We start from the raw sequence: 23706 nt of genomic DNA on the forward strand, positions 1-23706 counted from the left end.
ATGAAAAGGAAGATATATTGGAAAGACCTGCTCCAGTCTTTCACAGGTTCAAAAGGGCGATTTCTATCCATTCTAACTTTGATGATGTTAGGTTCTTTGGCCCTAGTCGGTCTCAAAGTGGCCAGTCCCAATATGGAGCGAACAGCTTGGACTTTTCTGAAAAATACCAATGCGGCAGATGTGACCATCATAGGAGATTATGGGCTTGATCAGGCAGACCAGGCAGAATTGCAAACTCTATCAGGAGCAGATGTCGAGTTTGGTTATATGACAGATTTGATTCTGGCAAATAGTGAAGATGCCATACGAATCTTTTCAAATACTGATAAGATTTCAAAATTTCAAGTAACGGAAGGTCGTTTGCCTGAAAAAGAAGATGAATTGGCCTTGGCGGACTTTTGGAAAGATCAATATCAGATTGGTCAAGTCATTTATTTGAGTCAAAAAAAAGGCAGTAATTCTCAATTAAAGCGGGATAGTTATACCATTACAGGCTTTGTCCACTCTCCAGATATTTTTTCAAAATCAGATATGGGGAGTTCAGCCAGTGGTAATGGGAACTTAGTAGCATATGGTGTTGTAACTGAAGAAAATTTTAAGAGCTCTGTTTACACGATTGCCCGCCTGCGTTTTGCTAGCCTAACAGATGTCAATCCTTTCTCTAGTGATTACGAAAAGAAGCTAGAGGAAGAAGAGGAGACTTTAAAGGAACTAGTTGCTGATAATGGTCAAGCTCGACTTGAGAAAATGAAGAAAGACGCTCAAAAATCACTTGATGAAGGAAAGAAGCAACTGGACCAGGTAGAGACCAACCTGGTAGCTGGCAAGAAACGTCTACAAGAAATCGAGACTCAGCTTCAAGGACAAGAAGTACAGTTAAGCCAACTTCCAGAACCACAAAAGAGCCAAGTTTCGAGCCAGATAGAAGAAGCTAAAGAACAATTGAAACAAGAAAAGGAAAAACTAAGTCATGCTGAGTCAGATTTTGCTAGTGAGAAGGCTAAATGGCAGACCAGTCAGGATGAAGTCAATGCTCTGACAGAGCCAACCTATCATGTTTACAATCGAAAAAGCTCTCCTACTGGTCAAGGTTATCTCATGTATAGTAACTCAGCCATGAGTATTCGTGCCGTGGGAAATATCTTTCCAGTTGTTCTCTATGCCGTCGCAGCCATGGTTACCTTTACAACTATGACACGTTTTGTGGATGAGGAAAGGACCAATGCAGGAATCTTTAAAGCTCTAGGCTACCATAGCAAAGACATCATTGCTAAGTTTGTGATTTATGGTCTAGTTGCTGGAACGCTTGGAACTCTTCTAGGAATTCTAATTGGCCATTATGTTTTAGCACCCACAATCTCACATATCATCACCGAGCGTATGATTGTTGGTGAGAATCAACAGTATTTTTACTGGACCTATAGTTGCTTAGCTCTGGGGGTGAGCTTAGTAGCTAGTGTCCTACCTGCCTACCTTGTATCTCGCAGAGACTTACATGAAGAAACGGCGCAATTATTACTCCCTAAGCCACCAGTCAAGGGATCTAAAATTCTCTTAGAGCGCATCACATTTATTTGGTCACGCTTGAGTTTTACTCAGAAGGTAACAGCCCGCAACATTTTCCGTTACAAACAACGCATGCTGATGACCATTTTTGGAGTTGCTGGTTCAGTAGCTCTTCTCTTTGCAGGGCTTGGTATTCAATCCTCTGTGGTTGGAGTGGCTAGTAGACAGTTTAATGATTTACAACAGTATCAGATGATTCTCTCTGTCAATTCTAGTGCTTCAAATTCAGATAAGGTTGAACTAGAAGAAAAATTGCAGAGTGATGACGTAGAGAATTATCGTTTAATATACTCAAAGCAGATTGAGGAAAAATATCCTGGCAAGGCAGGTATTCAAACCGTGACCATCATGGTAACGGATCAAGATGACCTAGCTCCCTTTGTTCAATTAGAAAAAAATGGAGAAAAGTTAAGCTTGTCTAACGGAGTTGTCTTGACAGAAAAATTGGCCCAGTTGGCAGGAGTTTCCGTTGGTGACAACTTTACAATAGATGGAAAAACTTTTAAAGTAGGTGGCATCACCGAGCACTATGTAGGCCATTTTGTTTATATGAATCAGGCGATCTATGAGAGAATTTATGGTCAATCTCCTAAGATGAATACCTATCTAGTCCAACTTAAGGATAAAAGTGAAGGCAATACTGAAAGAGTTGCAGGAGAATTTATGGAGCAGGCAGCTGTCAATGGCCTCGTTCAAAATGCTTCAACCATTCAGCTATTTGAAAGTTTCGCCAGTTCCCTTAACCAAACAATGGCAATTTTGGTACTGGTATCGGTGCTTTTAGCTATTGTGATTCTCTATAATCTGACAAATATCAATGTTGCTGAACGGATTCGTGAACTTTCCACCATCAAGGTCCTTGGTTTTCACAATCAAGAAGTGACCCTTTACATCTATCGGGAAACTATCATATTGTCAGTGGTTGGAGTTATTTTAGGATTAGTCACAGGTTACTATCTCCATCAATTTTTAATCCAGATGATTGCTCCTGGCAGCTTCCGCTTTCAACCAAAAGTAGGTTGGGAAGTGTATCTAATCCCAGTTCTAGCAGTTAGTGTCATTCTGATTATCCTTGGATTTTTTGTAAATCATTATCTGAGAAAGATTGATATGCTAGAAGCCCTCAAGTCGGTAGAATAGGTTTATCATAACAAAAAACAAATAAGAAAGCCCTTTGTGGCTTTTTTATTTTCATAAAAATGGTAAAATAGTAAGAGTAGAAATGGAGTTCTAGATATGAAACGAATTGATCAATTTGAAAATAAGAAAGTATTAGTCCTAGGTTTAGCCAAATCAGGTGAGTCTGCAGCTCGTCTCTTGGACAAGTTGGGTGCCATTGTAACAGTTAATGATGGCAAGCCTTTTGAGGAAAATCCAGCTGCTCAAAGCCTTTTGGAAGATGGTATCAAGGTTGTAACTGGTGGTCATCCCTTGGAATTGTTGGATGAAGATTTTGCCCTCATGGTGAAAAACCCTGGTATTCCTTATAGAAACCCTATGATTGAAAAAGCTCTAGAAAAAGGCATTCCAGTCTTGACAGAGGTTGAGTTGGCCTATTTGATTTCTGATGCACCAATCGTCGGTATTACTGGTTCAAATGGTAAGACAACGACCACAACCATGATTGGTGAAGTTCTGACTGCTGCAGGACAAAATGGACTCTTATCAGGTAACATCGGTTATCCTGCTAGTCAGGTTGCTCAAACTGCAACAGATAAGGATACCCTTGTCATGGAACTTTCTTCTTTCCAATTAATGGGAATCCAGGAATTCCATCCTGAAATTGCTGTTATCACCAACCTGATGCCAACACATATTGACTATCACGGTTCTTTTGAGGACTATGTGGCAGCCAAGTGGAATATCCAAAGCAATATGACAGCAGCTGATTACCTAGTATTGAACTTCAACCAGGAATTAGCTAAAGAACTTGCTACAAAGACAAACGCGGCTGTAGTACCATTCTCAACACTTGAAAAGGTTGACGGAGCCTATCTTGAAGATGGTCTTCTCTACTTCCGTGGTGAAAAAGTCATGGCAGCTGATGAAATCGGTGTTCCAGGTAGCCACAATGTGGAAAATGCTCTTGCAACCATTGCCGTTGCTAAACTGCGTGGCGTTGATAATGAAACCATCAAGGAAACCTTGTCAGCCTTTGGTGGTGTGAAGCACCGTCTCCAGTTTGTAGACCAAATCAATGGCGTTAAATTCTATAACGATAGTAAGTCAACCAATATTTTAGCAACTCAAAAAGCCTTGTCAGGATTTGATAATAGCAAGGTTATCTTGATTGCTGGTGGGTTGGACCGTGGCAATGAGTTTGACGAATTGGTTCCTGATATTACTGGACTTAAGAAAATGGTCATCCTCGGTCAATCTGCCGAACGTGTCAAGCGTGCAGCAGATAAAGCTGGTGTGGCTTATGTCGACGCGACTGATATTGCAGATGCGACTCGTAAGGCTTATGAACTTGCGGAAGAGGGAGATGTTGTTCTCCTCAGTCCTGCCAATGCGAGCTGGGATATGTATGCTAACTTTGAAGTACGTGGAGATCTTTTCATCGACACTGTAGCGGAGTTAAAGGGATAATATGAAAAAAATAGTATTTACTGGTGGGGGAACGGTTGGACACGTTACCCTCAACCTTTTGTTAATGCCTAAGTTCATCGAAGATGGCTGGGAAGTTCACTATATTGGTGATAAAAATGGGATTGAGCATCATGAAATTCTCAAGTCAGGTTTAGATATTACCTTCCATTCGATTGCAACAGGGAAATTACGTCGATATTTCTCATGGCAAAATATGGTTGACGTCTTTAAGGTTGCTTTTGGAATTCTTCAATCGCTCTTTATCATGCTTCGAGTTCGTCCACAAGCCCTCTTTTCTAAGGGTGGATTTGTATCTGTTCCGCCTGTTATCGCAGCGCGAGTATGCAGAGTACCAGTCTTCATCCACGAGTCTGATCTCTCTATGGGATTGGCCAATAAAATTGCCTATAAGTTTGCGACTAAGATGTACTCTACTTTCGAGCAAGCGTCTAGTCTCACTAAGGTAGAACATGTAGGAGCTGTGACCAAGGTTTCTGGTCCAGTTATGGAAGAACCTGAAGAAATGGTGGATATCCGAACTTCTTTCAATGATAAGCTACCAACTCTTCTTTTCGTCGGAGGTTCTGCTGGGGCGCGTGTCTTTAACCAACTAGTAACAGACCACAAGGAAGAGCTGACTAGTCGCTATAATATCATTAACCTGACAGGTGATGCTAGTTTAAATGAACTAAGTTCAAACCTCTACCGTGTTGACTATGCGACGGAACTCTATCAACCACTCATGAATATGGCTGATGTGGTCATCACTCGTGGTGGTGCCAATACGATTTTTGAACTCCTTGCTATGGCTAAATTGCACGTCATTGTGCCACTGGGTCGTGAAGCCAGCCGCGGAGATCAGATTGAAAATGCAGCCTATTTTGTGAAGAAAGGCTATGCTGAGGAGTTGCAAGAGAGCGATTTGACTTTGTCAACTTTAGAAGAAAAAGTAAATCAACTCTTGACCAACAAAGAGATTTACCAAAACAAGATGAAGAATTCTCAGGAATTAAAATCTGTGGCAGATTTTTATGAGTTACTAAAAAAAGATTTATCATAAGGAAAATTGATGTCAAAGGATAAAAAGAATCAGCACACTCAAGGCAAGGAATTGTCAGAGTGGCAAAAACGAAATCAAGAATATCTTCAAAAAAAAGCTGAAGAAGAGGCGAAACGTGCCGAAGAAGAAGCACGTGAAAAAGAAGAACAAGTATCAGAGTCTTCTGAAAGCGCTCAAGAAGTGTCAGAATGGCAAAAACAACACCAGGAGTATTTGAGTAAAAGAACGGAAGAAAACTCTACGAGTTCTGAAGAAGTGGACGAAGAATCCGAAAAATCTGAAGAGAAGGATTCGGATACTAGCGATGAGACTTCAAATGAAGAGAAAGATTCGGAGGAAACTCCTCAAGAAGACTCTAAGAGTCAGGATCAAGTAGAGAAAGAAAAAGCTGACGAAAAGGTTAAGAAACAGAAAAAGGTAAAAACCAAGAGTAAACCTCCAAAACCGGCCATTCCTTCTATACATATCTGGCGAGCAGTTACGATCCTCGTCCCTAGTTTTATAATCTTATTCTTGTCTATTTATCTACTAAGTCCTCTAGCTACAATGAAACATATTGAAGTTACAGGGACGGTTCAGACAAGTGCAGACCAAGTCAAAGAAGCTTCTGGCATTCGTGACAGTGACTATACAATCAGCTTGCTCTTAAATAAAGATAAGCATGCGGAAATGGTCAAATCAAATCACTGGATTGAATCGGCTAAGATAACTTATCAATTTCCAGTTCACTTCACCATTGAAGTGAAGGAATTTGAGATTGCGGCCTACTCTGTTTCTGGAGATAGCTATTACCCAATCTTATCTAGTGGAAGCATTGAATCAACTGCCGTTAGTTCTGACAACTTACCTGAGAAATACATATCTGTTTTATTTAACGATGAGGAACAGATTAAAACCCTAATTTCTCAGCTAAATGAAGTTAGTCCAGAAATTAAGCAAGAGATTGAGAAGATTGAACTTGCACCAAGCAAGGTAACAAGTGACCTTCTAAAGATTACCATGTATGATACAGACGAGATTTTGGTGCCATTATCAGAACTAGGTAAGAAATTACCTTACTATAGTAAGATAAAACCACAGTTGACAGTTCCTAGCGGAATTGACATGGAGGTCGGTATCTATAGCTATAGTCTAGTGGATAAGGCTCTGGATGACGAAAGAGTCAAAGCCAAAGAAGAGGAAAAGAAGAAGCAGGAAGAAGAGAAGAAAAAACAAGCTGAGCAAGGAAATCAAGATCAAACAACACAGACGACTCAAACAACACAGAGTCGCTAAGTTTCAGATGATTCGTCCAGTTACTTGTTTTTACTTGACAAGTACCGCTTTAAATAATAGAATAGTAAAAAACCTTTAAAGCAGTCCAGAGAGGCAGCTAAGGTTAGACGGTGAAAGGGTGTAGACTACCCATTTTTCGTGGAACCTTGCTGTAGGCAGGTTCCTTTTTTCATGCTCTCTAGCTTACAAAGGTAAAAGGAGAAAAGTATGCGCGAAGCTCGTCCAGTCATTGCTCTTGATTTTCCTAGTTTTGAGGCAGTCAAGCAGTTTTTAGCTCTTTTTCCAGCAGGAGAGAGCCTCTATCTAAAGGTAGGTATGGAACTCTATTACGCTACAGGACCTGAGATTGTTTCTTATCTGAAAGGTTTGGGACATAGTGTCTTTCTGGATCTTAAACTCCATGATATTCCAAATACAGTCAAATCAGCCATGAAGGTCTTGTCTCATCTGGGCGTTGATATGACCAATGTTCATGCAGCAGGTGGCGTTGAGATGATGAAGGCTGCGCGTGAAGGCTTTGGGAAAGAAGCCAAATTGATTGCTGTCACTCAGTTAACTTCAACCTCTGAGGAACAAATGAGAGAGTTTCAAAATATCCAAACCAGTCTTCAAGAATCTGTCATTCATTATGCTAAGAAAACCGCTGAAGCGGGATTAGATGGTGTGGTTTGTTCAGCTCAAGAAGTAAAACTCATCAAAGAAGCTACCAGTCCAGACTTTATTTGCCTGACACCCGGCATTCGTCCATCAGGCGCTGCAGTAGGAGACCAAAAACGAGTCATGACACCAGCAGATGCTTATCATATTGGTAGTGACTATATCGTTGTTGGACGCCCAATCACTCAAGCCACTGATCCAGTAGCAGCTTATCATGCTATCAAGGATGAATGGACACAAGACTGGAAATAAGAATATAGTTTAAAATACAAAGGAGAATCCCATGACACTTGCTAAAGACATTGCTAGCCATCTATTGAAAATTCAAGCCGTTTACCTCAAACCAGAAGAGCCCTTCACTTGGGCATCAGGTATCAAGTCACCAATTTATACGGACAACCGTGTGACGCTTGCCTACCCAGAAACTCGAACTTTGATTGAGAATGGTTTTGTAGAAGCCATCAAGTCAGAATTCCCAGAGGTAGAAGTGATTGCAGGAACAGCGACTGCGGGTATCCCACACGGTGCCATCATCGCTGACAAGATGAATCTGCCATTTGCTTATATCCGTAGCAAACCAAAAGACCACGGAGCAGGAAACCAAATCGAAGGCCGTGTAGCCCAAGGTCAAAAAATGGTCGTTGTGGAAGATTTGATTTCAACTGGTGGTTCGGTTCTTGAAGCTGTTGCAGCTGCCAAACGTGAAGGAGCGGATGTTCTTGGAGTTGTGGCTATCTTCAGCTATCAATTACCAAAAGCAGATAAAAACTTTGCAGATGCTGGTGTCAAACTGGTGACTCTTTCAAACTACAGTGAGCTTATCCACCTAGCCCAAGAAGAAGGCTACATCACACCAGAAGGACTTGCTCTCCTCAAACGCTTTAAAGAAGACCAAGAAAATTGGCAAAATGCTTAAGGTATATAAAAATCAGGTAACCCTTAGGGTTACCTGATTTCTTTTTGTTACATTTATTAGATGTTAGTCAACTTTTCCACCTTCAACAACTAGGTCATCTGCTTTAGCAGCATCACCGTAAGTTGGGTGAAGTGTTTTTTCATAAGCCTTGTGGAAGAAGTTTTCTTTGCCTAATTTTTCGATTTCTTGGTTGATGTAGTCAAGCAGTTCTTGGTTACCTTTTTGAACTGCGGGTGCAATGGTATCTGGGTTACCTAGAGAAGAAATTCCTACCTCATATCCTTTATTTTCAAGTGCCCAAGCTAGAACTTCAGTATTGTCAGTAGAGAAGGCATCTCCACGTCCATCAAGAAGGGCTTGGTAGGCATCGCTATATTGATCGTATTTTTGGAGTTTTACTTCTGGGTGATTTTTCTCAAAGTAAGTTTCAGCAGTCGTTCCTTTTGTAACAATCAAGGTTTTGCCTTCAAGTTCTTTAACGTCCTTGATGACTTTATCTTTTGGTGACACAACACCGAGAGAAACTTTCATGTAAGGAAGGGCAAAGTCAACTTGTTTCTTACGTTCGTCAGTAACTGTGAAGTTGGCAAGGGTGATATCAACCTTGTTAGAAATCAAGTATTCAGCACGGTTGGCAGCATCAACAGAAACGTATTTGACCTTTACACCAAGGTCTTGTGCTAATTGGTTACCTAGTTCGATATCATAACCTTGGTAAGAACCGTCGTTGTCAACATAACCAAATGGTTTTTTGTCTCCAAATACCGCGATTCGAAGTTCACCACTTTTCTTAATTTCATCAATAGTACGAGCTTTGGCAGTTGCCTTTGTAGATGAAGCATCAGAGCTTCCTCCTGAACTACAAGCTGTGACGAAGATAAGCGCAAATGCTAGAGCAAAAACAGTTAGAATTGGTTTAAGTAGTTTCATAATAATCTCCTTTGTTGATTATAGATATGAGCCAAACTGGCTAAAGTCAAAGACGTTTAAAAATTCTTGTGCTCGTTTCGTTTGTGGATTTGTGAAGAATTCTTGAGCAGTTCCTTCTTCAGCAATTTTTCCTTGGTCTAGAAAGATAATGCGGTCCGCAATAGCTTGGGCAAACTGCATTTCGTGGGTTACCAGAATCATGGTACGACCTTCTTGGGCCAAGTCATTGATGAGTTCTAGAACCTCACGTACCATTTCTGGATCCAGTGAAGCAGTTACTTCGTCAAAGAGGATAATTTCTGGATGCATGAGAAGTGCACGAACGATGGCTACCCGTTGCTTTTGTCCACCAGATAATTGACGAGCAAAGCTATGTTTTTTATCTAGAAGTCCGACACGTTCCAGTAGTTGCAGAGCTTCTTCAGTGACTTCTTTTTTGTCTCTCCCCTGAGCCTTGATAGGTCCTAGGATGAGGTTTTGAAGGACATCTAGGTGAGGAAAGAGTTCATAACTTTGAAAGACCATACCGATCTTTTGGCGAACCAGGTGAAAATCTTTTTTATTTTCAACGATGGACTGACCATCAAGCAGGATATCTCCTCCTTGAATACTTTCTAAACCATTGAGGCAGCGAAGTAGCGTACTTTTACCACAACCAGATGGTCCTAGGATGACGACGACTTCTCCCTTTTTAATATCTAGGGAAAGTCCTTGGAGGATTGGATTATCTCCGAAGGATTTTTTTAGTTCCTTGATTTCTAAAATAGTTTCAGACATTTAGTTCCTCCAATGTTTTTCTAGATGAGTAGATAGTTTGGAAATAGGGAAGCAAACTGCGAAATACAAGACTAGGATGGTTCCATATATCCAAAAGGAAGCGGTTGGGATGGTTAAGCGATTGCTATCAATGATTTGTTGTCCAACCTTGGTAACCTCAACAACTCCAATCAAAACAACCAAGGAAGTCGTTTTGATCATACGAGTGACAAGATTGATGGCTTGCGGTAGAAGCCTTCTCAAAACTTGAGGGATAATGATATGGTAGTAGAGTTGCACTTTAGTTAAGCCAAGCGCTTGTCCGCTCTCAAACTGATGTTTAGGCAAGGAAGTGATAGCGCCACGAACCAAGTCACCCATCTCAGCTGTTCCCCAGAGGGTGAAAACGATAATAGCAGAAGTCTCCCCAGAGATATTGATATTAAAGTTTCGAGCTAAGCCAAAGTAAACGATGAAAAGGAGCACTAGCTGCGGCATAATCCGGATAAATTCTAGATATAAGCGTGTCAATAAGCGAATCACTCTAGAATGAGAGGTCATGATAATTCCCATAACCGTTCCGAAAATCATGGATAAGAAGACAGACAGGATAGAAATCCCAATTGTGACTCCCAATCCCTGTAAAATTCTCAAGAGATTATTTCCCTGAAAGAGTACTTGCATTCCCGAATCCTGCATGACGGAGCCTCCTTTCTATCCAACTAAAGACTAGTGAAATAGGTAGAAGCACGATAAGGTAAGCAACCACCAACATGGCTAGTGCGATATCTGTTTCATAGTAGAGTCCAATCAAATCCTTAGCAACATACATTAGGTCAGCAAGGGCGACTGCCGAAAAGACAGATGTTTCTTTGATGAGGAAAATAACATTTGCGCTAAAGGATGGTAGAGCCACTGCAGTCGCTTGTGGAAGAATCACGTAGCGAAAGACCTGAAAAGGTGTAAGCCCAATGGCTAAACCAATTTCATGCTGGGTTTGACTGACGGCTTCTAGCCCGCTTCGGAAGGATTCTGCCATGTAGGAACCACCTAAGAAAATGAGTCCAACCGTTGCACAGACTTCTGAAGAGAGAACAATCCCTATTCGAGGTAGACCGAAGTAGAGAAAGAAAAGTTGTATCAAAAGGGGTGTATTTCGTGACAATTCTATATAGGCTGTAGCTAATTGTGAGAAAACAGGAACTCGATAATGTCGGATGACGCTGACGATGATCCCCAGCAAAAAAGAACCTAGAATTCCCCAAACTGCAATATGCAAGGTCAGAAAAAAAGCCTTTTGATAGAGTGGTAGATATTGTTCAACAATGGACCAATCCAAAAGTAGAACCTCCTATCTAGGAAAATAATACAGTTATTGTAGCATTAAAACAGAGCTTTGAATAATATGTATTTTTTATCACAATGATAGACAAAATCTATTGGAAAGGGAAATTTTAAAATTTTTAGGAAATTTAGTTGACAAATGTAGATTTTGAGAGTATACTGATAATTGTAATTGACAAATGTAGACTTTGGAGGTGTACTGATGCAGATTTCGGATGCAGAATGGCAGGTCATGAAGATTATCTGGATGCAGGGAGAACAGACTAGTACTGATCTGATAAAAGTATTAGAGAAAAGGTTTAGCTGGTCCAAATCCACGATCCAGACACTCTTGGCTCGTTTGGTGGAGAAAGAATGTTTGACTCGGGAAAAACAGGGCAAGTACTTTGTCTATTCGGCCCTTTTAACGCTAGATGATAGTAGGGGCTTAATGGTTCATGATATCAAAGACAAGCTTTGTTCTCGCAGAATAAAGCTCTTGCTAGCTGATTTGATTGAAGAATGTGATTTTACCCTAGCTGACTTGGAGGGCTTGGAAGAAGTGATTTCAAAGAAAAAAGCAAATGCTGTAACAGAAGTAAAATGTAATTGTATGTAAAGGAGACGCTATGTTAAATCTATTTGTATCTATTGTTGTTTTAGGAATGATTGCTTTTATCCTCTTTTGGTTTTTCAAAAAACCGCAAGAAGATGCTAAGAGAGCCCAACAAAAGAATGGCTATCAGGAGATTCGAGTGGAGGTCATGGGGGGCTACACTCCAGGAACCATTATCCTCAAAAAATCGCAACCTGCTCGCATTATTTTTGATCGAAAAGATCCTTCACCTTGCTTGGACCAAATCGTTTTTCCAGACTTTGGAGTGCATGCAGATCTGCCTATGGGAGACCAATATGTGGTTGAAATCACTCCTGAAGAAGCAGGTGAGTATGGTTTCTCTTGTGGCATGAATATGATGCACGGTAAGATGATTGTAGAATAGGAGAATGATATGACTGAAATTGTAAAAGCAAGTCTTGAAAATGGTGTTCAAAAAATCCGTATCACGGCAGACAAAGGCTACCATCCAGCCCACATTCAACTGCAAAAAGGGATTCCTGCTGAGATTACCTTTCATCGTGTGACACCTTCAAACTGTTATAAAGAGATTCTCTTCGAAGAAGAAGGGATTCTAGAACCGATCGCTCAAGATGAGGAAAAACTCATTCGTTTTACTCCTCAAGACCTGGGTGAGTATGAATTTTCATGCGGCATGAAGATGCAAAAGGGGACCTATACCGTTGTTGAAAAAACTAAAAAGTCTCTAAGTCTTTTACAGCGTTTTTGGATTACTAGTATCTTTACTGTGCCTCTTGTGATTCTCATGATTGGGATGTCTACAGGAGGAATTAGTCACCAAGTCATGCGTTGGGGCACCTTTTTAGCCACAACACCCATTATGCTGGTAGCTGGAGTTCCATATATCAGAAGCGCCTGGGCTAGTTTTAAAAAGCACAATTCCAACATGGATACCTTGGTTGCTCTGGGAACCCTAGTGGCCTATTTCTATAGCTTAGTTGCCCTCTTCACTGGTCTGCCCGTTTACTTTGAAAGTGCTGCATTTATCCTCTTCTTCATTCTTTTGGGAGCAGTTTTTGAGGAAAAAATGCGAAAAAATACTTCGCAGGCAGTCGAAAAATTATTAGACCTACAAGCAAAGACAGCAGAGGTTTTGCGTGATGATGTTTATGTTCAAATACCTCTAGAACAAGTCAAAGTTGGGGATCTCATTCGCGTTCGACCAGGTGAAAAAATTGCCGTTGATGGGACTGTGTTAGAAGGTGAAACGAGTATTGATGAATCAATGGTGACTGGGGAAAGTATTCCAGTCGATAAATCAGTTGGAGATGCTGTCATTGGTTCAACTATCAATAATAGTGGTACGATCATCTTTAGAGCTGAAAAAGTTGGTTCTGAGACTATGCTGGCTCAGATTGTGGACTTTGTGAAGAAAGCGCAAACGAGTCGTGCTCCTATTCAAGATTTGACCGACAAGATTTCAGGGATTTTTGTACCAGCAGTTGTCATTTTAGGACTTCTTACTTTTTGGATCTGGTTTGTTTTCCTTGGAGATAGCTTTGTGACGTCACTTCTCTACGGAGTTGCTGTTTTGATAATTGCCTGTCCTTGTGCACTAGGACTCGCGACACCGACAGCACTCATGGTTGGAACAGGACGAAGTGCCAAGATGGGGATCCTTCTCAAAAATGGTACAGTTTTACAGGAGATCCAAAAAGTCCAAACGGTTGTTTTTGATAAGACAGGAACCTTGACCGAAGGGAAGCCAGTAGTGACAGATGTTATTGGTGATGAAAGAGAAGTGCTAAGTTTGGCTGCTTCACTGGAGGATGTATCTCAACACCCGCTAGCTCAAGCTATTGTTAATCGTGCATCTGAACTAGGAATTAGCCTTTACCCAGTGGAAAACTTCCAAGCCTTGCATGGAAAAGGTGTGACTGGGATTATTAATGGTAAACAAGTCTTGCTTGGGAATGCTAAGCTCTTAGCTGACCTTGCTATTCCACATGATTATCAAGAACGATTTGATTTGCTTGAGAAAGAAGCAAAAACAGTTGTCTTCCTATCCGTAGATGGTGAACTAAAAGGCTTAATTGCCTTGCAGGATGTCCCTAAGGAAAATGCTCGAGAAGCTATTGCTAAATTGAAAAAACGCGGCCTCAGAACGGTTATGCTTACCGGAGATAATGCTGGAGTAGCCCATGCGATTGCAGAGCAAATTGGGATAGAAGAAGTAATCGCAAATGTCTTGCCAGAGGAAAAGGCGCATGAGATTCACAAGCTTCAAAAGAAAGGAAAACTGGCCTTTGTTGGAGATGGTATCAATGATGCGCCGGCCCTAAGTGTAGCTGATGTCGGAATTGCCATGGGTTCTGGAACAGATATTGCCATCGAATCAGCAGACCTTGTCCTTACAACCAACAATTTACTAGGATTGGCACGTGCCTTTGACATGAGTAAGAAGACCTTTAATCGTATTCTACTCAATCTTTTCTGGGCTTCTATCTATAACCTCATTGGTATTCCGATTGCAGCAGGAGTGTTTTCTGGTCTTGGTTTGGTACTCAATCCAGAACTTGCAGGATTGGCCATGGCCTTTAGTTCAGTCTCTGTTTTAATCAGCTCTCTCATGCTTAATTTTACTAAAGTCGAATAAAAAGCGGTCTTAACCGCTTTTTTGCTATTCTAAAACAGATTTTCGAAACGTTTTCAAACTGTACTGTAATAGAGAATGGAGTTTTGTGAGCACATTCTTATGAATCTGAAATCAAATGTGATAAATTAGGATTGTAAATTTACTGAATCGTTTTCAAATAACATATAAAAGCGTTTTTTGTAAATATATGAAATTATTTTGAAGGAGAGTTATCATTATGACTCAAGGGAAAATTACTGCGTCTGCAGCAATGCTCAACGTATTGAAAACATGGGGCGTAGACACTATCTACGGTATCCCATCAGGAACACTCAGCTCATTGATGGACGCTTTGGCTGAAGACAAAGATATCCGTTTCTTGCAAGTTCGCCACGAAGAAACAGGTGCTCTTGCAGCGGTTATGCAGGCTAAATTTGGCGGATCTATCGGTGTTGCAGTTGGTTCAGGTGGTCCAGGTGCGACTCACTTGATCAACGGTGTTTACGATGCAGCTATGGATAACACTCCATTCCTCGCTATCCTTGGATCACGTCCTGTTAATGAACTCAACATGGATGCCTTCCAAGAATTGAACCAAAACCCAATGTACAACGGTATCGCTGTTTACAACAAACGTGTAGCTTACGCAGAGCAATTACCAAAAGTTATCGACGAAGCTTGCCGTGCTGCTGTTTCTAAAAAAGGTCCAGCCGTTGTTGAAATTCCAGTAAACTTTGGTTTCCAAGAAATCGACGAAAACTCATACTACGGTTCAGGTTCATACGAGCGTTCATTCATCGCTCCTGCTTTGAACGAAGTTGAAATCGACAAAGCTGTTGAAATTTTGAACAATGCTGAACGTCCAGTTATCTACGCTGGTTACGGTGGTGTTAAAGCTGGTGAAGTGATTACTGAATTGTCACGTAAAATCAAAGCACCAATCATCACAACTGGTAAAAACTTCGAAGCTTTCGAATGGAACTACGAAGGTTTGACAGGTTCTGCTTACCGTGTTGGTTGGAAGCCAGCCAACGAAGTGGTCTTTGAAGCAGACACTGTTCTTTTCCTTGGTTCAAACTTCCCATTTGCTGAAGTATATGAAGCATTCAAAAACACTGAAAAATTCATCCAAGTCGATATCGACCCTTACAAACTTGGTAAACGTCACGCCCTTGACGCTTCAATCCTTGGTGACGCAGGTCAAGCAGCTAAAGCTATCCTTGACAAAGTGAACCCAGTTGAATCTACTCCATGGTGGCGTGCAAACGTTAAGAACAACCAAAACTGGCGTGATTACATGAACAAACTCGAAGGTAAAACTGAGGGTGAATTGCAATTGTATCAAGTTTACAATGCAATCAACAAACATGCTGATCAAGACGCTATCTACTCAATCGACGTAGGTGACACTACTCAAACATCTACTCGTCACCTTCACATGACACCTAAGAACATGTGGCGTACATCTCCACTCTTTGCGACAATGGGTATTGCCCTTCCTGGTGGTATCGCTGCTAAGAAAGACAATCCAGGTCGCCAAGTATGGAACATCATGGGTGACGGTGCATTCAACATGTGCTACCCAGACGTTATCACAAACGTTCAATACGACCTTCCAGTTATCAACGTTGTCTTCTCAAATGGTAAATATGCCTTCATCAAGGACAAATACGAAGACACAAACAAACACTTGTTTGGTTGTGACTTCCCTAATGCTGACTATGCGAAAATCGCTGAAGCGCAAGGTGCTGTAGGGTTCACTGTAAACCGTATCGAAGATATCGATGCAGTTGTTGCAGAAGCTGTTAAACTCAACAAAGAAGGTAAAACTGTTGTTATTGATGCTCACATCACTCCACATCGTCCACTTCCAGTAGAAGTACTTGAGTTGGATCCAAAACAACACTCAGAAGAAGCTATTAAAGCCTTCAAGGAAAAATACGAAGCTGAAGAGCTTGTACCATTCCGCCTCTTCTTGGAAGAAGAAGGATTGCAATCACGCGCAATTAAATAATTCCTTCGTGGAACTTAAAAAGATCGGAGCAATACGGTCTTTTTATGGAGGATAGTAAATGAATTTAAATCAATTGGATATTATTGTTTCAAATGTTCCCCAAGTCTGTGCTGACTTGGAGCGTATTTTGGATAAAAAGTCAGATTATGTTGATGACAGTTTTGCTCAGTTTACGATTGGCAGTCACTGTCTGATGTTGTCCCAAAATCATTTGATTCCTTTGGAGGATTTTCAGTCAGGCATCATTATTCATATCGAGGTTGAGGATCTAAATCAGAATTATCAACGATTAAAAGAGATTGGTGTCGAGATTTTACATGGGCCGTGTGAAACGGATTGGGGAACGGAGTCCTTATTAGTTAAAGGTCCTGCTGGTCTAGTGCTTGATTTTTATCGTATGAAATAGGGTGCTTAGTCATTTGAAGTTAACCTTAGCTATTTTTAAAACAGAAATTGAGAACATAAACGATTAAAAGATCGGAGCAATCCGGTCTTTTTCTTTCATTTCTGTTAAAATAGATTCATCATCATGTTTTAAGGAGAAAAAAGATGCCAACAACTTTCTTTCTATTATCTGGATTAATGATTTTAGGATTTGCTGCCTTCACCTATTTTATGTTTTACTATTTTATATTTAGTAATTATAGTAATGCCAAGAGATGTACCGAAAGAACGGAAGGAGTTATTATCCGATATTCCTATGTTCTTTATAATGGGATTAGTCTCCCAGTTGTTGAATACACTGTTGATGGAAACCAATACAAGGTCGTAGGGCCTAAATTTCTATCTACTATTTCAAATACAATCAGTACTCCCTTAGGTTCAATCGTATCTGATGTAAAAACGGATAATTTTGAAAATGGTGAAATTCCACAAGTTTTAAGATACAAAGTTAAGGGTAATAGTTTTTTGTCTTTTACAAAATCTCCTCTTAAGGAACGCTTTCCAATTGGTGGAAAAGTTGCTGTTTATTATGATCCTAAAAAACCAAAACATTCCTATGTAGAAAGACCACTAAGACCTGGGCGATATGCATGGTTGGTAAAATGTTTTATCTATCTTAATGTTTTTATTATGGTTGCTCTAGCTTTCTTTATCATGTTCATTCTTCCAAATCTTGTGAACTAATAGTTTCTTGTAGATTTTTTAAAAGTATGAAAACCATATCGTTACTATTTTTATAAAATCTTCTCCCTACTTTATAAGATAAGAAAAAGAGTTCAATTAGGACTCTTTTTTTGCTATAATGAGGGTGAAAAATTAGACAGGAGATGTAACATGTCAGAACCGTTATTTTTAAATTCCGTAATGCAAGAAAAAATCTGGGGAGGTACCAAACTTCGTGATGAGTTTGGCTATGATATCCCAAGCGAAAAGATTGGTGAGTATTGGGCAATCTCAGCTCATCCAAATGGAGTGTCTAAGGTAGCCAATGGCCACTATGAAGGAACAGACCTTGCTACTTTGTATGCAGAACACCGTGAGTTGTTTGGCAACCGTCCAGAACCAGTATTTCCACTCTTGACTAAAATCTTAGATGCCAATGATTGGCTCAGTGTGCAAGTTCACCCAGATGATGCTTATGGACTAGAGCACGAAGGCGAGCTTGGAAAAACAGAATGTTGGTATATCATCGCAGCAGATGAAGGTTCAGAGATTATCTACGGTCACAATGCTAAGTCTAAGGAAGAACTTCGCCAGCAAATCGAAGATAAGAACTGGGATGCCTTGCTTACAAAAGTACCTGTTAAGGCTGGAGATTTCTTCTATGTACCAAGTGGAACTATGCATGCTATCGGTGCGGGAATCTTAATCCTTGAAACGCAACAGTCTAGTGATACAACTTACCGTGTCTATGACTTTGACCGCAAGGATGATAATGGTAACTTGCGTGAACTTCACCTCGAAAAATCAATCGATGTTTTGAATATTGGTGAGCCTGCAAACAGCCGTCCTGTGGCTGTCAAAGCAGATGATTTGCGTTCAACTTTACTTGTCTCTAATGATTTCTTTGCAGTTTACAAGTGGGAAATCACAGGAAAAGTTGAATTTGAGAAGACGGCTGATTACAGCTTGTTGAGTGTCTTGGCTGGTCAAGGGAAACTGACTGTTGACGGAAAAGATTATCCAATTCAAAAAGGTAGCCACTTTATCTTACCAAGTGATGTTGAAGCTTGGACCTTGGAAGGGCAATGTCTAGAATTGATTGTTAGCCATCCATAAGAAGAAAAGACTTGAGAGATATTCTCAAGTCCTTTTTTGTATTTACATAAATTGGGCGATAAAGACCACGATGATAATAATTGGAATGATGAAACGAAGAAGGAAAAGCCAGACTTGGAAAAGTCCTTGTTTCCATGGTGTTTCATAAAGATGAAGTTCCTCCATTGCCAGTGTTTTCTTGAAAATATAGCCTGTAAAAAGAGACAAGCAAAGAGCACCAAATGGCATGAGGAGATTGGAAACCAAGAAATCCATAGCATCAAAGAAGGTTTTCCCAAAGATTTGAACATCGGCCATCACTCCATAGGATAGGGCTGAGGGGATACCAAATACAAAAATCAAAACCCCTAAAATCATACTCCACTTAGCACGTTTACGGTTGTCTTGATTGGTGATGTTACCAACGTTGATTTCAAGCATAACGACTGAGGAAGTTATCGTTGCAAAGAGGAAGAGTAAGAGAAAAAGGATATAGAATATGGTACCAAAGGGCATCTTATCAAAGAGTTGTGGCAAGACGATAAAGAGGAGGCTTGGTCCACCTTCAGACTGGATATTAAAGGCTGACATAGCTGGAAAAATCGCAAGTCCCGCCATGATAGAAACTGAGATGTTCAAGGCTACGATGGACATACCTGATTGGACTAGATTGGTTTTCTTGTCTAGGTAGGAAGCGTAGGTCAGCATGGCTGTAACTCCAAGGGATAGGGCAAAGAAAGATTGCCCCAGTGCATAGAGAAGTCCAGCACTTGTTAGTTTTGAAAACTCAGGTTTAAGGAAGTAAACGACGCCTTCCATGGCGTATGGCAAACTGAGAGAACGCCCGATAATAACAATAAAGATGATAAAAAGTAGGGGCATCATAACCTTAGATGCTCTTTCAATCCCTTTTTGAACGCCGTGTGAAACAATGAAAATGTTCAAGAAGATAAAGGATGCTTGGGCTCCTAAAGCAATAACTGGATTAGAAATGATGGAAGAGAATTGCTGGGCATAATCTCCATTTCCGATTAGGTGGAATAATCTTCCAATCTCGATACCAAGGTATACCAGAATCCAACCCCCAATGACACTATAAAATGAGAGAAGGATGAAAAGAGCAAAGGCACCAATCCAACCAATAAAGTTGTACTTTTGATTGTTTCCAAGCTTGCCAAAGGTTTTGATTGCCGACACGCCAGCGCTTCGACCAAGGGCAAACTCAGCCAGTAGAAGAGGGAAACCAATCAATAGTGTCGAGATTAGAAAGACCAGTAAAAATCCACCACCACCATTGGCAGCAGTCATGTAAGGGAACTTCCAAACTGCTCCAAGACCAATTGCAGAACCAGCAGATGCAAGGATGAAACCCAGTTTTGAGCCCCATTGCGATTTTTCAGACATCGTTAAACTCCAATCTATTTTTAAAATAAGAAAAGGCTACTTGAGTTGTCAAATAGCCCTCTCTCAATTGCTCTTTTGAGCTTTTTATTTGATTGATAGACTTGATTATCCTATCATGTTTTCTGAAGCCTGTCAAGAAAACCATTTTCGGTTTTTCATACCTTTTTCAAAAGTTAAAAAAATTTTCTAAATAAAGCTTGACTCTGACCTAAGGGAAGGGTGTATACTATCAATGTGAGGAGAAAATCATGTACCATATCAAAGAAGCTGCGCAACTTTCAGGTGTCTCCGTCAAGACCCTCTACCATTATGATAAGATAGGACTCTTAGTTCCGTTAAAGTCAGAAAATGGCTATCGAATTTACAGTCAAGAGGATTTAGAACGACTTCAAGTTATCCTCTATTACAAGTATCTAGGCTTTTCTTTAGAAAAAATGGCAGAGCTATTGAAGGAAGAAAAGACGGACTTGTTACCACATTTGGCAAGACAGTTGGATTACCTAACTCGAGAAAGGCAACATCTAGACACCTTGATTTTAACCTTACAAAAAACCATTCAAGAACAAAAAGGAGAAATAAAAATGACCATTCAAGAAAAATTCACTGGATTTAGCTACCAAGACAATCAAAAATACCACCAAGAGGCAGTAGAGAAATATGGGCAAGAAGTCATGGATCAGGCCCTCGAACGCCAAAAAGGTCGTGAAGATGAGTCTACGGCCGCCTTTAACCAAGTTTTTCAATCCTTGGCACAAAACCTTCAAGCTGGTTTACCTGCAACAGCAACCGAAAACCAAGAAGAAGCTGGCAAACTCTTGCAAGCTATTCGTACATATGGATTTGACTGCTCTATGGAAGTCTTCGGTTATATCGGCCAAGGCTATGTCTATAATCCAGAGTTCAAGGAAAACATTGACAAATTTGGACCTGGAACAGCTCAATACACTTCAGATGTTATTGCCCACTATGTTAGAACTCAGACAAAATAAAAATCGGCGGAGTAATCTCTGCCGATTTCTTACTTTAAAGATTAATCATAATGCAGACTTCCTGCCACCCAGCCAGTACAGAGGGCAGAAGTGATGTTAAAGCCACCCGTGTGGGCGTTGATATCTAGGACCTCTCCTGCAAAGTGAAGGCCAGGAACCAGTTTGCTTTCCAGCGTTTTAGGATTGATTTCCTTGAGACTAATACCTCCTTTGGTAACAAAGGATTTAGCAAGGGACATTTTGCCAGTTACGGGAATTTTAAGAACTTTGATAGACTGGACAAGTTGGTCCCGTTCTTTTTCAGTTAGCTGTTTAACTTTTTCAGGGTATCCTTGCACAAAGAATTCTGCTAAGCGTTCTGGCAACAAAGATTTCAAGGCATTTTTTAAGGATTTTTCACGATTTTCTTCTAGAAATGCCACCAAGTCGCTCTCAGAAAGCTGAGGCAAAGTGTCTAAGGAAAGTATCTCACCACCCTTGACAAAGCTTGACATACGCAGGGCAGCAGGGCCTGACAAACCAAAGTGGGTAAAGAGCAAATCATGAGTAATGACGTGCTTGCTATAACTGAGGGTTACATCATCTAGGGAAATTCCCTGCAAGGCCTTATGAGGAAAATCTGTCAATAAGGGACTTTCAGCAGCTTCAAGCTCTGTAATGGTGTGCTTAAAATGGCGAGCAATCTCGTGGCCAAAACCAGTCGAACCAGTCGAAGGATAAGACTTACCACCTGTTGTGACGATGAGTTTATCACAAGTGAAGGTCTGGTCTGCTGACTTAAGGACAAACTGGTCGTCTATCTTTTTAACAGAAACAATCTCTGTTTGAGTGGCAATTTGCCCACCAAGTTCAATGATTTTCTTTTCCAAGGCTTCGATAATGGTTCGCGATTTATCGCTAGCTGGGAAGACACGTCCGTGGTCTTCAACCTTGAGTTTAACACCATTTTCCGTGAAAAAGTTGATGATATCATGGTTATCAAACTGGGAGAAGACACTGTAAAGAAATCGCCCATTTCCAGGGATGCCAGCTAGTAGGTCGTCTAAAGTGCCGTTGTTAGTCACATTGCAACGACCACCGCCAGTTCCAGCTAATTTTTTTCCAAGTTTCCGATTTTTTTCAATGAGAAGGGTTTTCTGCCCGTAAAAGCTACTGGAAATCGTAGCCATCATACCAGCAGGGCCCCCTCCGATGACAATAGTATCAAAATGTTTCATAAGAGTATTGTACCATAAAAAAACAAGAGATGATTAGACATCTCTTGTCAGATTTATTAGTTGATTTCGTATCCCATGAGGAGCCCGCCTTCTTCCGCATAGAAACTGCAGAGTCCAGAAGTTGGGATGATTCTAATGTCAGCTTGTGGGTATTTTTCTCGTAAGAGCTCTGAGAGCTGTTGGCAGAATTTTTCATTGCTGCGGTGAGCCATGACGATACGCCCACCAGCATAGCCAGCTTTGATTAACTCTTCATAGGCGGCTTGAAGAGACTTTTTAGCACCACGAGCTTTTTGGAGGAGTTCTAAGGTTCCGGTTTCGCTTGCTTCCCCAACCATACGAATATTGAGGAGCCCGACAACTGTACCAATAAGCTTACTCAATCGACCGTTTTTAACCAAGTTATCCACTTTAGCAAGAACGAACAACAACTTCGTTTTTTCTTGGTAAGTAGTAATCACTTCAACGACTTCTTCAAAAGAAAGTCCTTGGTTGATCAAATCATTGATCTTTTCGACGATTAGGTCAACTTCCCCACCAGCTGATAAGCTATCGATGACATGAATCTGAGTATCAGGGTGTTCTTCGAGATAGATATTCTTAGCTAATTGAGCACTATTGTGGCTACCAGAGAGAGTTCCAGTGATAGTCACTACAAAAATATGTTTGGCACCTTCGAATGCTCGTAAGTAATCATCAGGACTAGGGCAGGCTGATTTTGAAGCTTCAGAAGTCGCATACATAGTTTCCATCATCTGATCGATATCCAGATTGGCATCATCGACAAAGACTTGATCTGCTACCTGAATCTTTAAGGGAACACTAACAAATTCAGTATCAAAAGCAAGGTTTTCCAGTTGGCGATAATCACAACCAGAGTCAGCTACAATCTTCCAAGTCATAGAAATTCTCCATCTTTATCACTTATACATTGACAAAGGTTCTGTCTTTTTTTACAATTATATCATGAAAGCCCTTGAAACAAAAGTAGTACCTCTCTGTTGTCACAAGTAGAAAGAAATTGTTATGTCTGAACGTAAAATATCTGAAAAATCGCTTGAAAACCTTAGAAAATCAAATCAAGAATCTAATTTGCTAACCAGAGAAGCGATTGAAACAGCTCTTTTGCAACTCTTGGAGAAAAAGGAGTTGGCTAAGATTAGCATTTCTGAGTTGGTCAAGCGTGCTGGCGTTTCTCGTGCAGCTTTTTATCGAAACTATGATTCCAAAGAAGAGATTTTAGAAAGTGTCTTTAAACGTAGCGTCCATAACATCATGGAGCAATTGAGTCATTACGATGTTAAAACAGACCTTTATCTCGTATGGGTTCATCTCTTTAGAGAAGCCAAGAAAGAAGCCAAAGTTATTCAGCTTGCCCTAGACTATCACTTAGAAAAAATCTTTGTGCAAGCCATGCAAGAATTTCTAGAAAAATACTATGGAAAATCAAAAGGTGTCAGCTCTTACCTGCATTCTTTTTGGAGTTCGGCCATCGTATCGGTCTTGCTTAAATGGATCAAGGATGGGATGAAGGTTCCTGCTGAAAAAATCGCAGATCTACGCCTGCCATTTTTCAAAAAATAAAACATGAGGAGA

22 protein-coding genes are annotated in these 23706 nt (G+C 40.6%); 15 read left to right on the forward strand and 7 right to left on the reverse strand.

Going from position 1 to position 23706, the window contains the following annotated elements; all coding sequences use genetic code 11:
* The 6 genes from NML75_RS05780 to pyrE all read left to right on the forward strand — a co-directional run bounded on the left by NML75_RS05780 (position 1) and on the right by pyrE (position 8063).
* Entirely contained in the window at positions 1-2706 is a 2706-nt protein-coding gene (locus NML75_RS05780; RefSeq protein ID WP_254733543.1) for an ABC transporter permease, read from the forward strand.
* A gap of 96 nt (positions 2707-2802) precedes the next feature.
* Entirely contained in the window at positions 2803-4155 is a 1353-nt protein-coding gene (gene murD, locus NML75_RS05785; RefSeq protein ID WP_070677992.1) for a UDP-N-acetylmuramoyl-L-alanine--D-glutamate ligase, read from the forward strand.
* Between the two features lies 1 nt (position 4156).
* Entirely contained in the window at positions 4157-5215 is a 1059-nt protein-coding gene (locus tag NML75_RS05790) for a UDP-N-acetylglucosamine--N-acetylmuramyl-(pentapeptide) pyrophosphoryl-undecaprenol N-acetylglucosamine transferase (protein WP_004252319.1), read from the forward strand.
* A gap of 9 nt (positions 5216-5224) precedes the next feature.
* Positions 5225-6490: a cell division protein FtsQ/DivIB gene (locus NML75_RS05795; protein ID WP_004252321.1), complete on the forward strand. Its 1266-nt coding sequence runs from the start codon at positions 5225-5227 to the stop codon at positions 6488-6490.
* A 207-nt stretch (positions 6491-6697) separates the two neighbouring features.
* Positions 6698-7399, forward strand: a complete 702-nt coding sequence (gene pyrF / locus NML75_RS05800; RefSeq protein ID WP_004252322.1) for an orotidine-5'-phosphate decarboxylase — start codon at positions 6698-6700, stop codon at positions 7397-7399.
* Between the two features lie 31 nt (positions 7400-7430).
* Positions 7431-8063: an orotate phosphoribosyltransferase gene (gene pyrE, locus NML75_RS05805; protein WP_004252330.1), complete on the forward strand. Its 633-nt coding sequence runs from the start codon at positions 7431-7433 to the stop codon at positions 8061-8063.
* Between the two features lie 63 nt (positions 8064-8126).
* Here the strand turns inward: pyrE and NML75_RS05810 are convergent, their stop codons facing one another.
* Genes NML75_RS05810 through NML75_RS05825 form a run of 4 tightly spaced genes read right to left on the reverse strand, consistent with a single transcriptional unit; the run spans position 8127 to position 11088 of the window.
* The gene (locus NML75_RS05810; RefSeq protein ID WP_004252332.1) at positions 8127-8993 is read right to left on the reverse strand and encodes a cysteine ABC transporter substrate-binding protein; all 867 of its coding nucleotides are present in this window, start codon (positions 8991-8993) and stop codon (positions 8127-8129) included.
* A gap of 18 nt (positions 8994-9011) precedes the next feature.
* On the reverse strand, positions 9012-9770 hold the full coding sequence (locus tag NML75_RS05815; protein ID WP_004252334.1) for an amino acid ABC transporter ATP-binding protein: 759 nt from the start codon (positions 9768-9770) through the stop codon (positions 9012-9014).
* Positions 9771-10448, reverse strand: coding sequence for an amino acid ABC transporter permease (locus NML75_RS05820; protein WP_004252335.1), 678 nt, complete (start codon positions 10446-10448; stop codon positions 9771-9773).
* Complete coding sequence (locus NML75_RS05825; RefSeq protein ID WP_004252341.1) at positions 10408-11088, reverse strand: amino acid ABC transporter permease; 681 nt, start codon at positions 11086-11088, stop codon at positions 10408-10410. Before NML75_RS05825 ends, NML75_RS05820 begins: the two co-directional genes overlap by 41 nt.
* 207 nt (positions 11089-11295) lie before the next feature.
* Here NML75_RS05825 and NML75_RS05830 point away from each other — a divergent pair, with 207 nt between their 5' ends.
* The 7 genes from NML75_RS05830 (at position 11296) to manA (ending at position 18521) form a co-directional block, all read left to right on the forward strand.
* Positions 11296-11691, forward strand: a complete 396-nt coding sequence (locus NML75_RS05830) for a CopY/TcrY family copper transport repressor (RefSeq protein ID WP_004252342.1) — start codon at positions 11296-11298, stop codon at positions 11689-11691.
* Between the two features lie 10 nt (positions 11692-11701).
* Complete coding sequence (locus NML75_RS05835; protein ID WP_004252344.1) at positions 11702-12073, forward strand: cupredoxin domain-containing protein; 372 nt, start codon at positions 11702-11704, stop codon at positions 12071-12073.
* 9 nt (positions 12074-12082) lie between these two features.
* Positions 12083-14305: a heavy metal translocating P-type ATPase gene (locus NML75_RS05840; RefSeq protein WP_254733542.1), complete on the forward strand. Its 2223-nt coding sequence runs from the start codon at positions 12083-12085 to the stop codon at positions 14303-14305.
* Between the two features lie 217 nt (positions 14306-14522).
* A complete protein-coding gene (spxB, locus tag NML75_RS05845) occupies positions 14523-16298 on the forward strand; it encodes a pyruvate oxidase (protein ID WP_254733541.1) in 1776 nt (591 codons plus the stop codon).
* A 58-nt stretch (positions 16299-16356) separates the two neighbouring features.
* A complete protein-coding gene (locus NML75_RS05850) occupies positions 16357-16704 on the forward strand; it encodes a VOC family protein (protein WP_254733540.1) in 348 nt (115 codons plus the stop codon).
* A 143-nt stretch (positions 16705-16847) separates the two neighbouring features.
* On the forward strand, positions 16848-17426 hold the full coding sequence (locus NML75_RS05855) for a DUF3592 domain-containing protein (protein ID WP_254733539.1): 579 nt from the start codon (positions 16848-16850) through the stop codon (positions 17424-17426).
* 150 nt (positions 17427-17576) lie between these two features.
* Entirely contained in the window at positions 17577-18521 is a 945-nt protein-coding gene (gene manA / locus NML75_RS05860) for a mannose-6-phosphate isomerase, class I (RefSeq protein ID WP_254733538.1), read from the forward strand.
* Positions 18522-18563: 42 nt separating this feature from the next.
* Here manA and NML75_RS05865 read toward each other — a convergent pair whose 3' ends face one another.
* Positions 18564-19904 carry a sodium-dependent transporter gene (locus NML75_RS05865; protein WP_254733537.1) on the reverse strand — a complete coding sequence of 447 codons (1341 nt, stop codon included), beginning with the start codon at positions 19902-19904 and terminating at the stop codon, positions 18564-18566.
* A gap of 248 nt (positions 19905-20152) precedes the next feature.
* Here NML75_RS05865 and NML75_RS05870 point away from each other — a divergent pair, with 248 nt between their 5' ends.
* Positions 20153-20893, forward strand: a complete 741-nt coding sequence (locus NML75_RS05870; protein ID WP_254733536.1) for a MerR family transcriptional regulator — start codon at positions 20153-20155, stop codon at positions 20891-20893.
* Positions 20894-20934: 41 nt separating this feature from the next.
* Here NML75_RS05870 and NML75_RS05875 read toward each other — a convergent pair whose 3' ends face one another.
* Positions 20935-22110 (reverse strand): NAD(P)/FAD-dependent oxidoreductase, encoded by a 1176-nt coding sequence (locus tag NML75_RS05875; protein ID WP_004252358.1) that lies wholly within the window; start codon positions 22108-22110, stop codon positions 20935-20937.
* Positions 22111-22166: 56 nt separating this feature from the next.
* Positions 22167-23012, reverse strand: a complete 846-nt coding sequence (locus NML75_RS05880; protein WP_254733535.1) for a DegV family protein — start codon at positions 23010-23012, stop codon at positions 22167-22169.
* Positions 23013-23136: 124 nt separating this feature from the next.
* Between NML75_RS05880 and NML75_RS05885 the strand changes: the two genes are divergently transcribed.
* A complete protein-coding gene (locus tag NML75_RS05885; protein ID WP_004252362.1) occupies positions 23137-23694 on the forward strand; it encodes a TetR/AcrR family transcriptional regulator in 558 nt (185 codons plus the stop codon).
* The last annotated feature ends 12 nt before the right edge of the window (positions 23695-23706 follow it).

The organism is Streptococcus sp. CF4-3 (assembly GCF_024295385.1).
GTDB classification, from domain to species: Bacteria; Bacillota; Bacilli; order Lactobacillales; family Streptococcaceae; genus Streptococcus; species Streptococcus infantis_I.

Excerpts from the sequence above, each read along its gene's own strand:
- pyrF (WP_004252322.1), top strand. The coding sequence starts at position 6,698 with ATGCGCGAAGCTCGTCCAGTCATTGCTCTTGATTTTCCTAGTTTTGAG.
- NML75_RS05790 (WP_004252319.1), top strand. The coding sequence starts at position 4,157 with ATGAAAAAAATAGTATTTACTGGTGGGGGAACGGTTGGACACGTTACC.
- NML75_RS05835 (WP_004252344.1), top strand. The coding sequence starts at position 11,702 with ATGTTAAATCTATTTGTATCTATTGTTGTTTTAGGAATGATTGCTTTT.
- NML75_RS05865 (WP_254733537.1), bottom strand. The coding sequence starts at position 19,904 with ATGTCTGAAAAATCGCAATGGGGCTCAAAACTGGGTTTCATCCTTGCA.
- NML75_RS05840 (WP_254733542.1), top strand. The coding sequence starts at position 12,083 with ATGACTGAAATTGTAAAAGCAAGTCTTGAAAATGGTGTTCAAAAAATC.
- NML75_RS05780 (WP_254733543.1), top strand. The coding sequence starts at position 1 with ATGAAAAGGAAGATATATTGGAAAGACCTGCTCCAGTCTTTCACAGGT.
- NML75_RS05880 (WP_254733535.1), bottom strand. The coding sequence starts at position 23,012 with ATGACTTGGAAGATTGTAGCTGACTCTGGTTGTGATTATCGCCAACTG.
- NML75_RS05810 (WP_004252332.1), bottom strand. The coding sequence starts at position 8,993 with ATGAAACTACTTAAACCAATTCTAACTGTTTTTGCTCTAGCATTTGCG.
- NML75_RS05820 (WP_004252335.1), bottom strand. The coding sequence starts at position 10,448 with ATGCAGGATTCGGGAATGCAAGTACTCTTTCAGGGAAATAATCTCTTG.
- spxB (WP_254733541.1), top strand. The coding sequence starts at position 14,523 with ATGACTCAAGGGAAAATTACTGCGTCTGCAGCAATGCTCAACGTATTG.
- NML75_RS05830 (WP_004252342.1), top strand. The coding sequence starts at position 11,296 with ATGCAGATTTCGGATGCAGAATGGCAGGTCATGAAGATTATCTGGATG.
- pyrE (WP_004252330.1), top strand. The coding sequence starts at position 7,431 with ATGACACTTGCTAAAGACATTGCTAGCCATCTATTGAAAATTCAAGCC.
- NML75_RS05795 (WP_004252321.1), top strand. The coding sequence starts at position 5,225 with ATGTCAAAGGATAAAAAGAATCAGCACACTCAAGGCAAGGAATTGTCA.
- NML75_RS05870 (WP_254733536.1), top strand. The coding sequence starts at position 20,153 with ATGTACCATATCAAAGAAGCTGCGCAACTTTCAGGTGTCTCCGTCAAG.
- manA (WP_254733538.1), top strand. The coding sequence starts at position 17,577 with ATGTCAGAACCGTTATTTTTAAATTCCGTAATGCAAGAAAAAATCTGG.
- NML75_RS05850 (WP_254733540.1), top strand. The coding sequence starts at position 16,357 with ATGAATTTAAATCAATTGGATATTATTGTTTCAAATGTTCCCCAAGTC.
- NML75_RS05885 (WP_004252362.1), top strand. The coding sequence starts at position 23,137 with ATGTCTGAACGTAAAATATCTGAAAAATCGCTTGAAAACCTTAGAAAA.
- NML75_RS05875 (WP_004252358.1), bottom strand. The coding sequence starts at position 22,110 with ATGAAACATTTTGATACTATTGTCATCGGAGGGGGCCCTGCTGGTATG.
- NML75_RS05815 (WP_004252334.1), bottom strand. The coding sequence starts at position 9,770 with ATGTCTGAAACTATTTTAGAAATCAAGGAACTAAAAAAATCCTTCGGA.
- NML75_RS05855 (WP_254733539.1), top strand. The coding sequence starts at position 16,848 with ATGCCAACAACTTTCTTTCTATTATCTGGATTAATGATTTTAGGATTT.
- murD (WP_070677992.1), top strand. The coding sequence starts at position 2,803 with ATGAAACGAATTGATCAATTTGAAAATAAGAAAGTATTAGTCCTAGGT.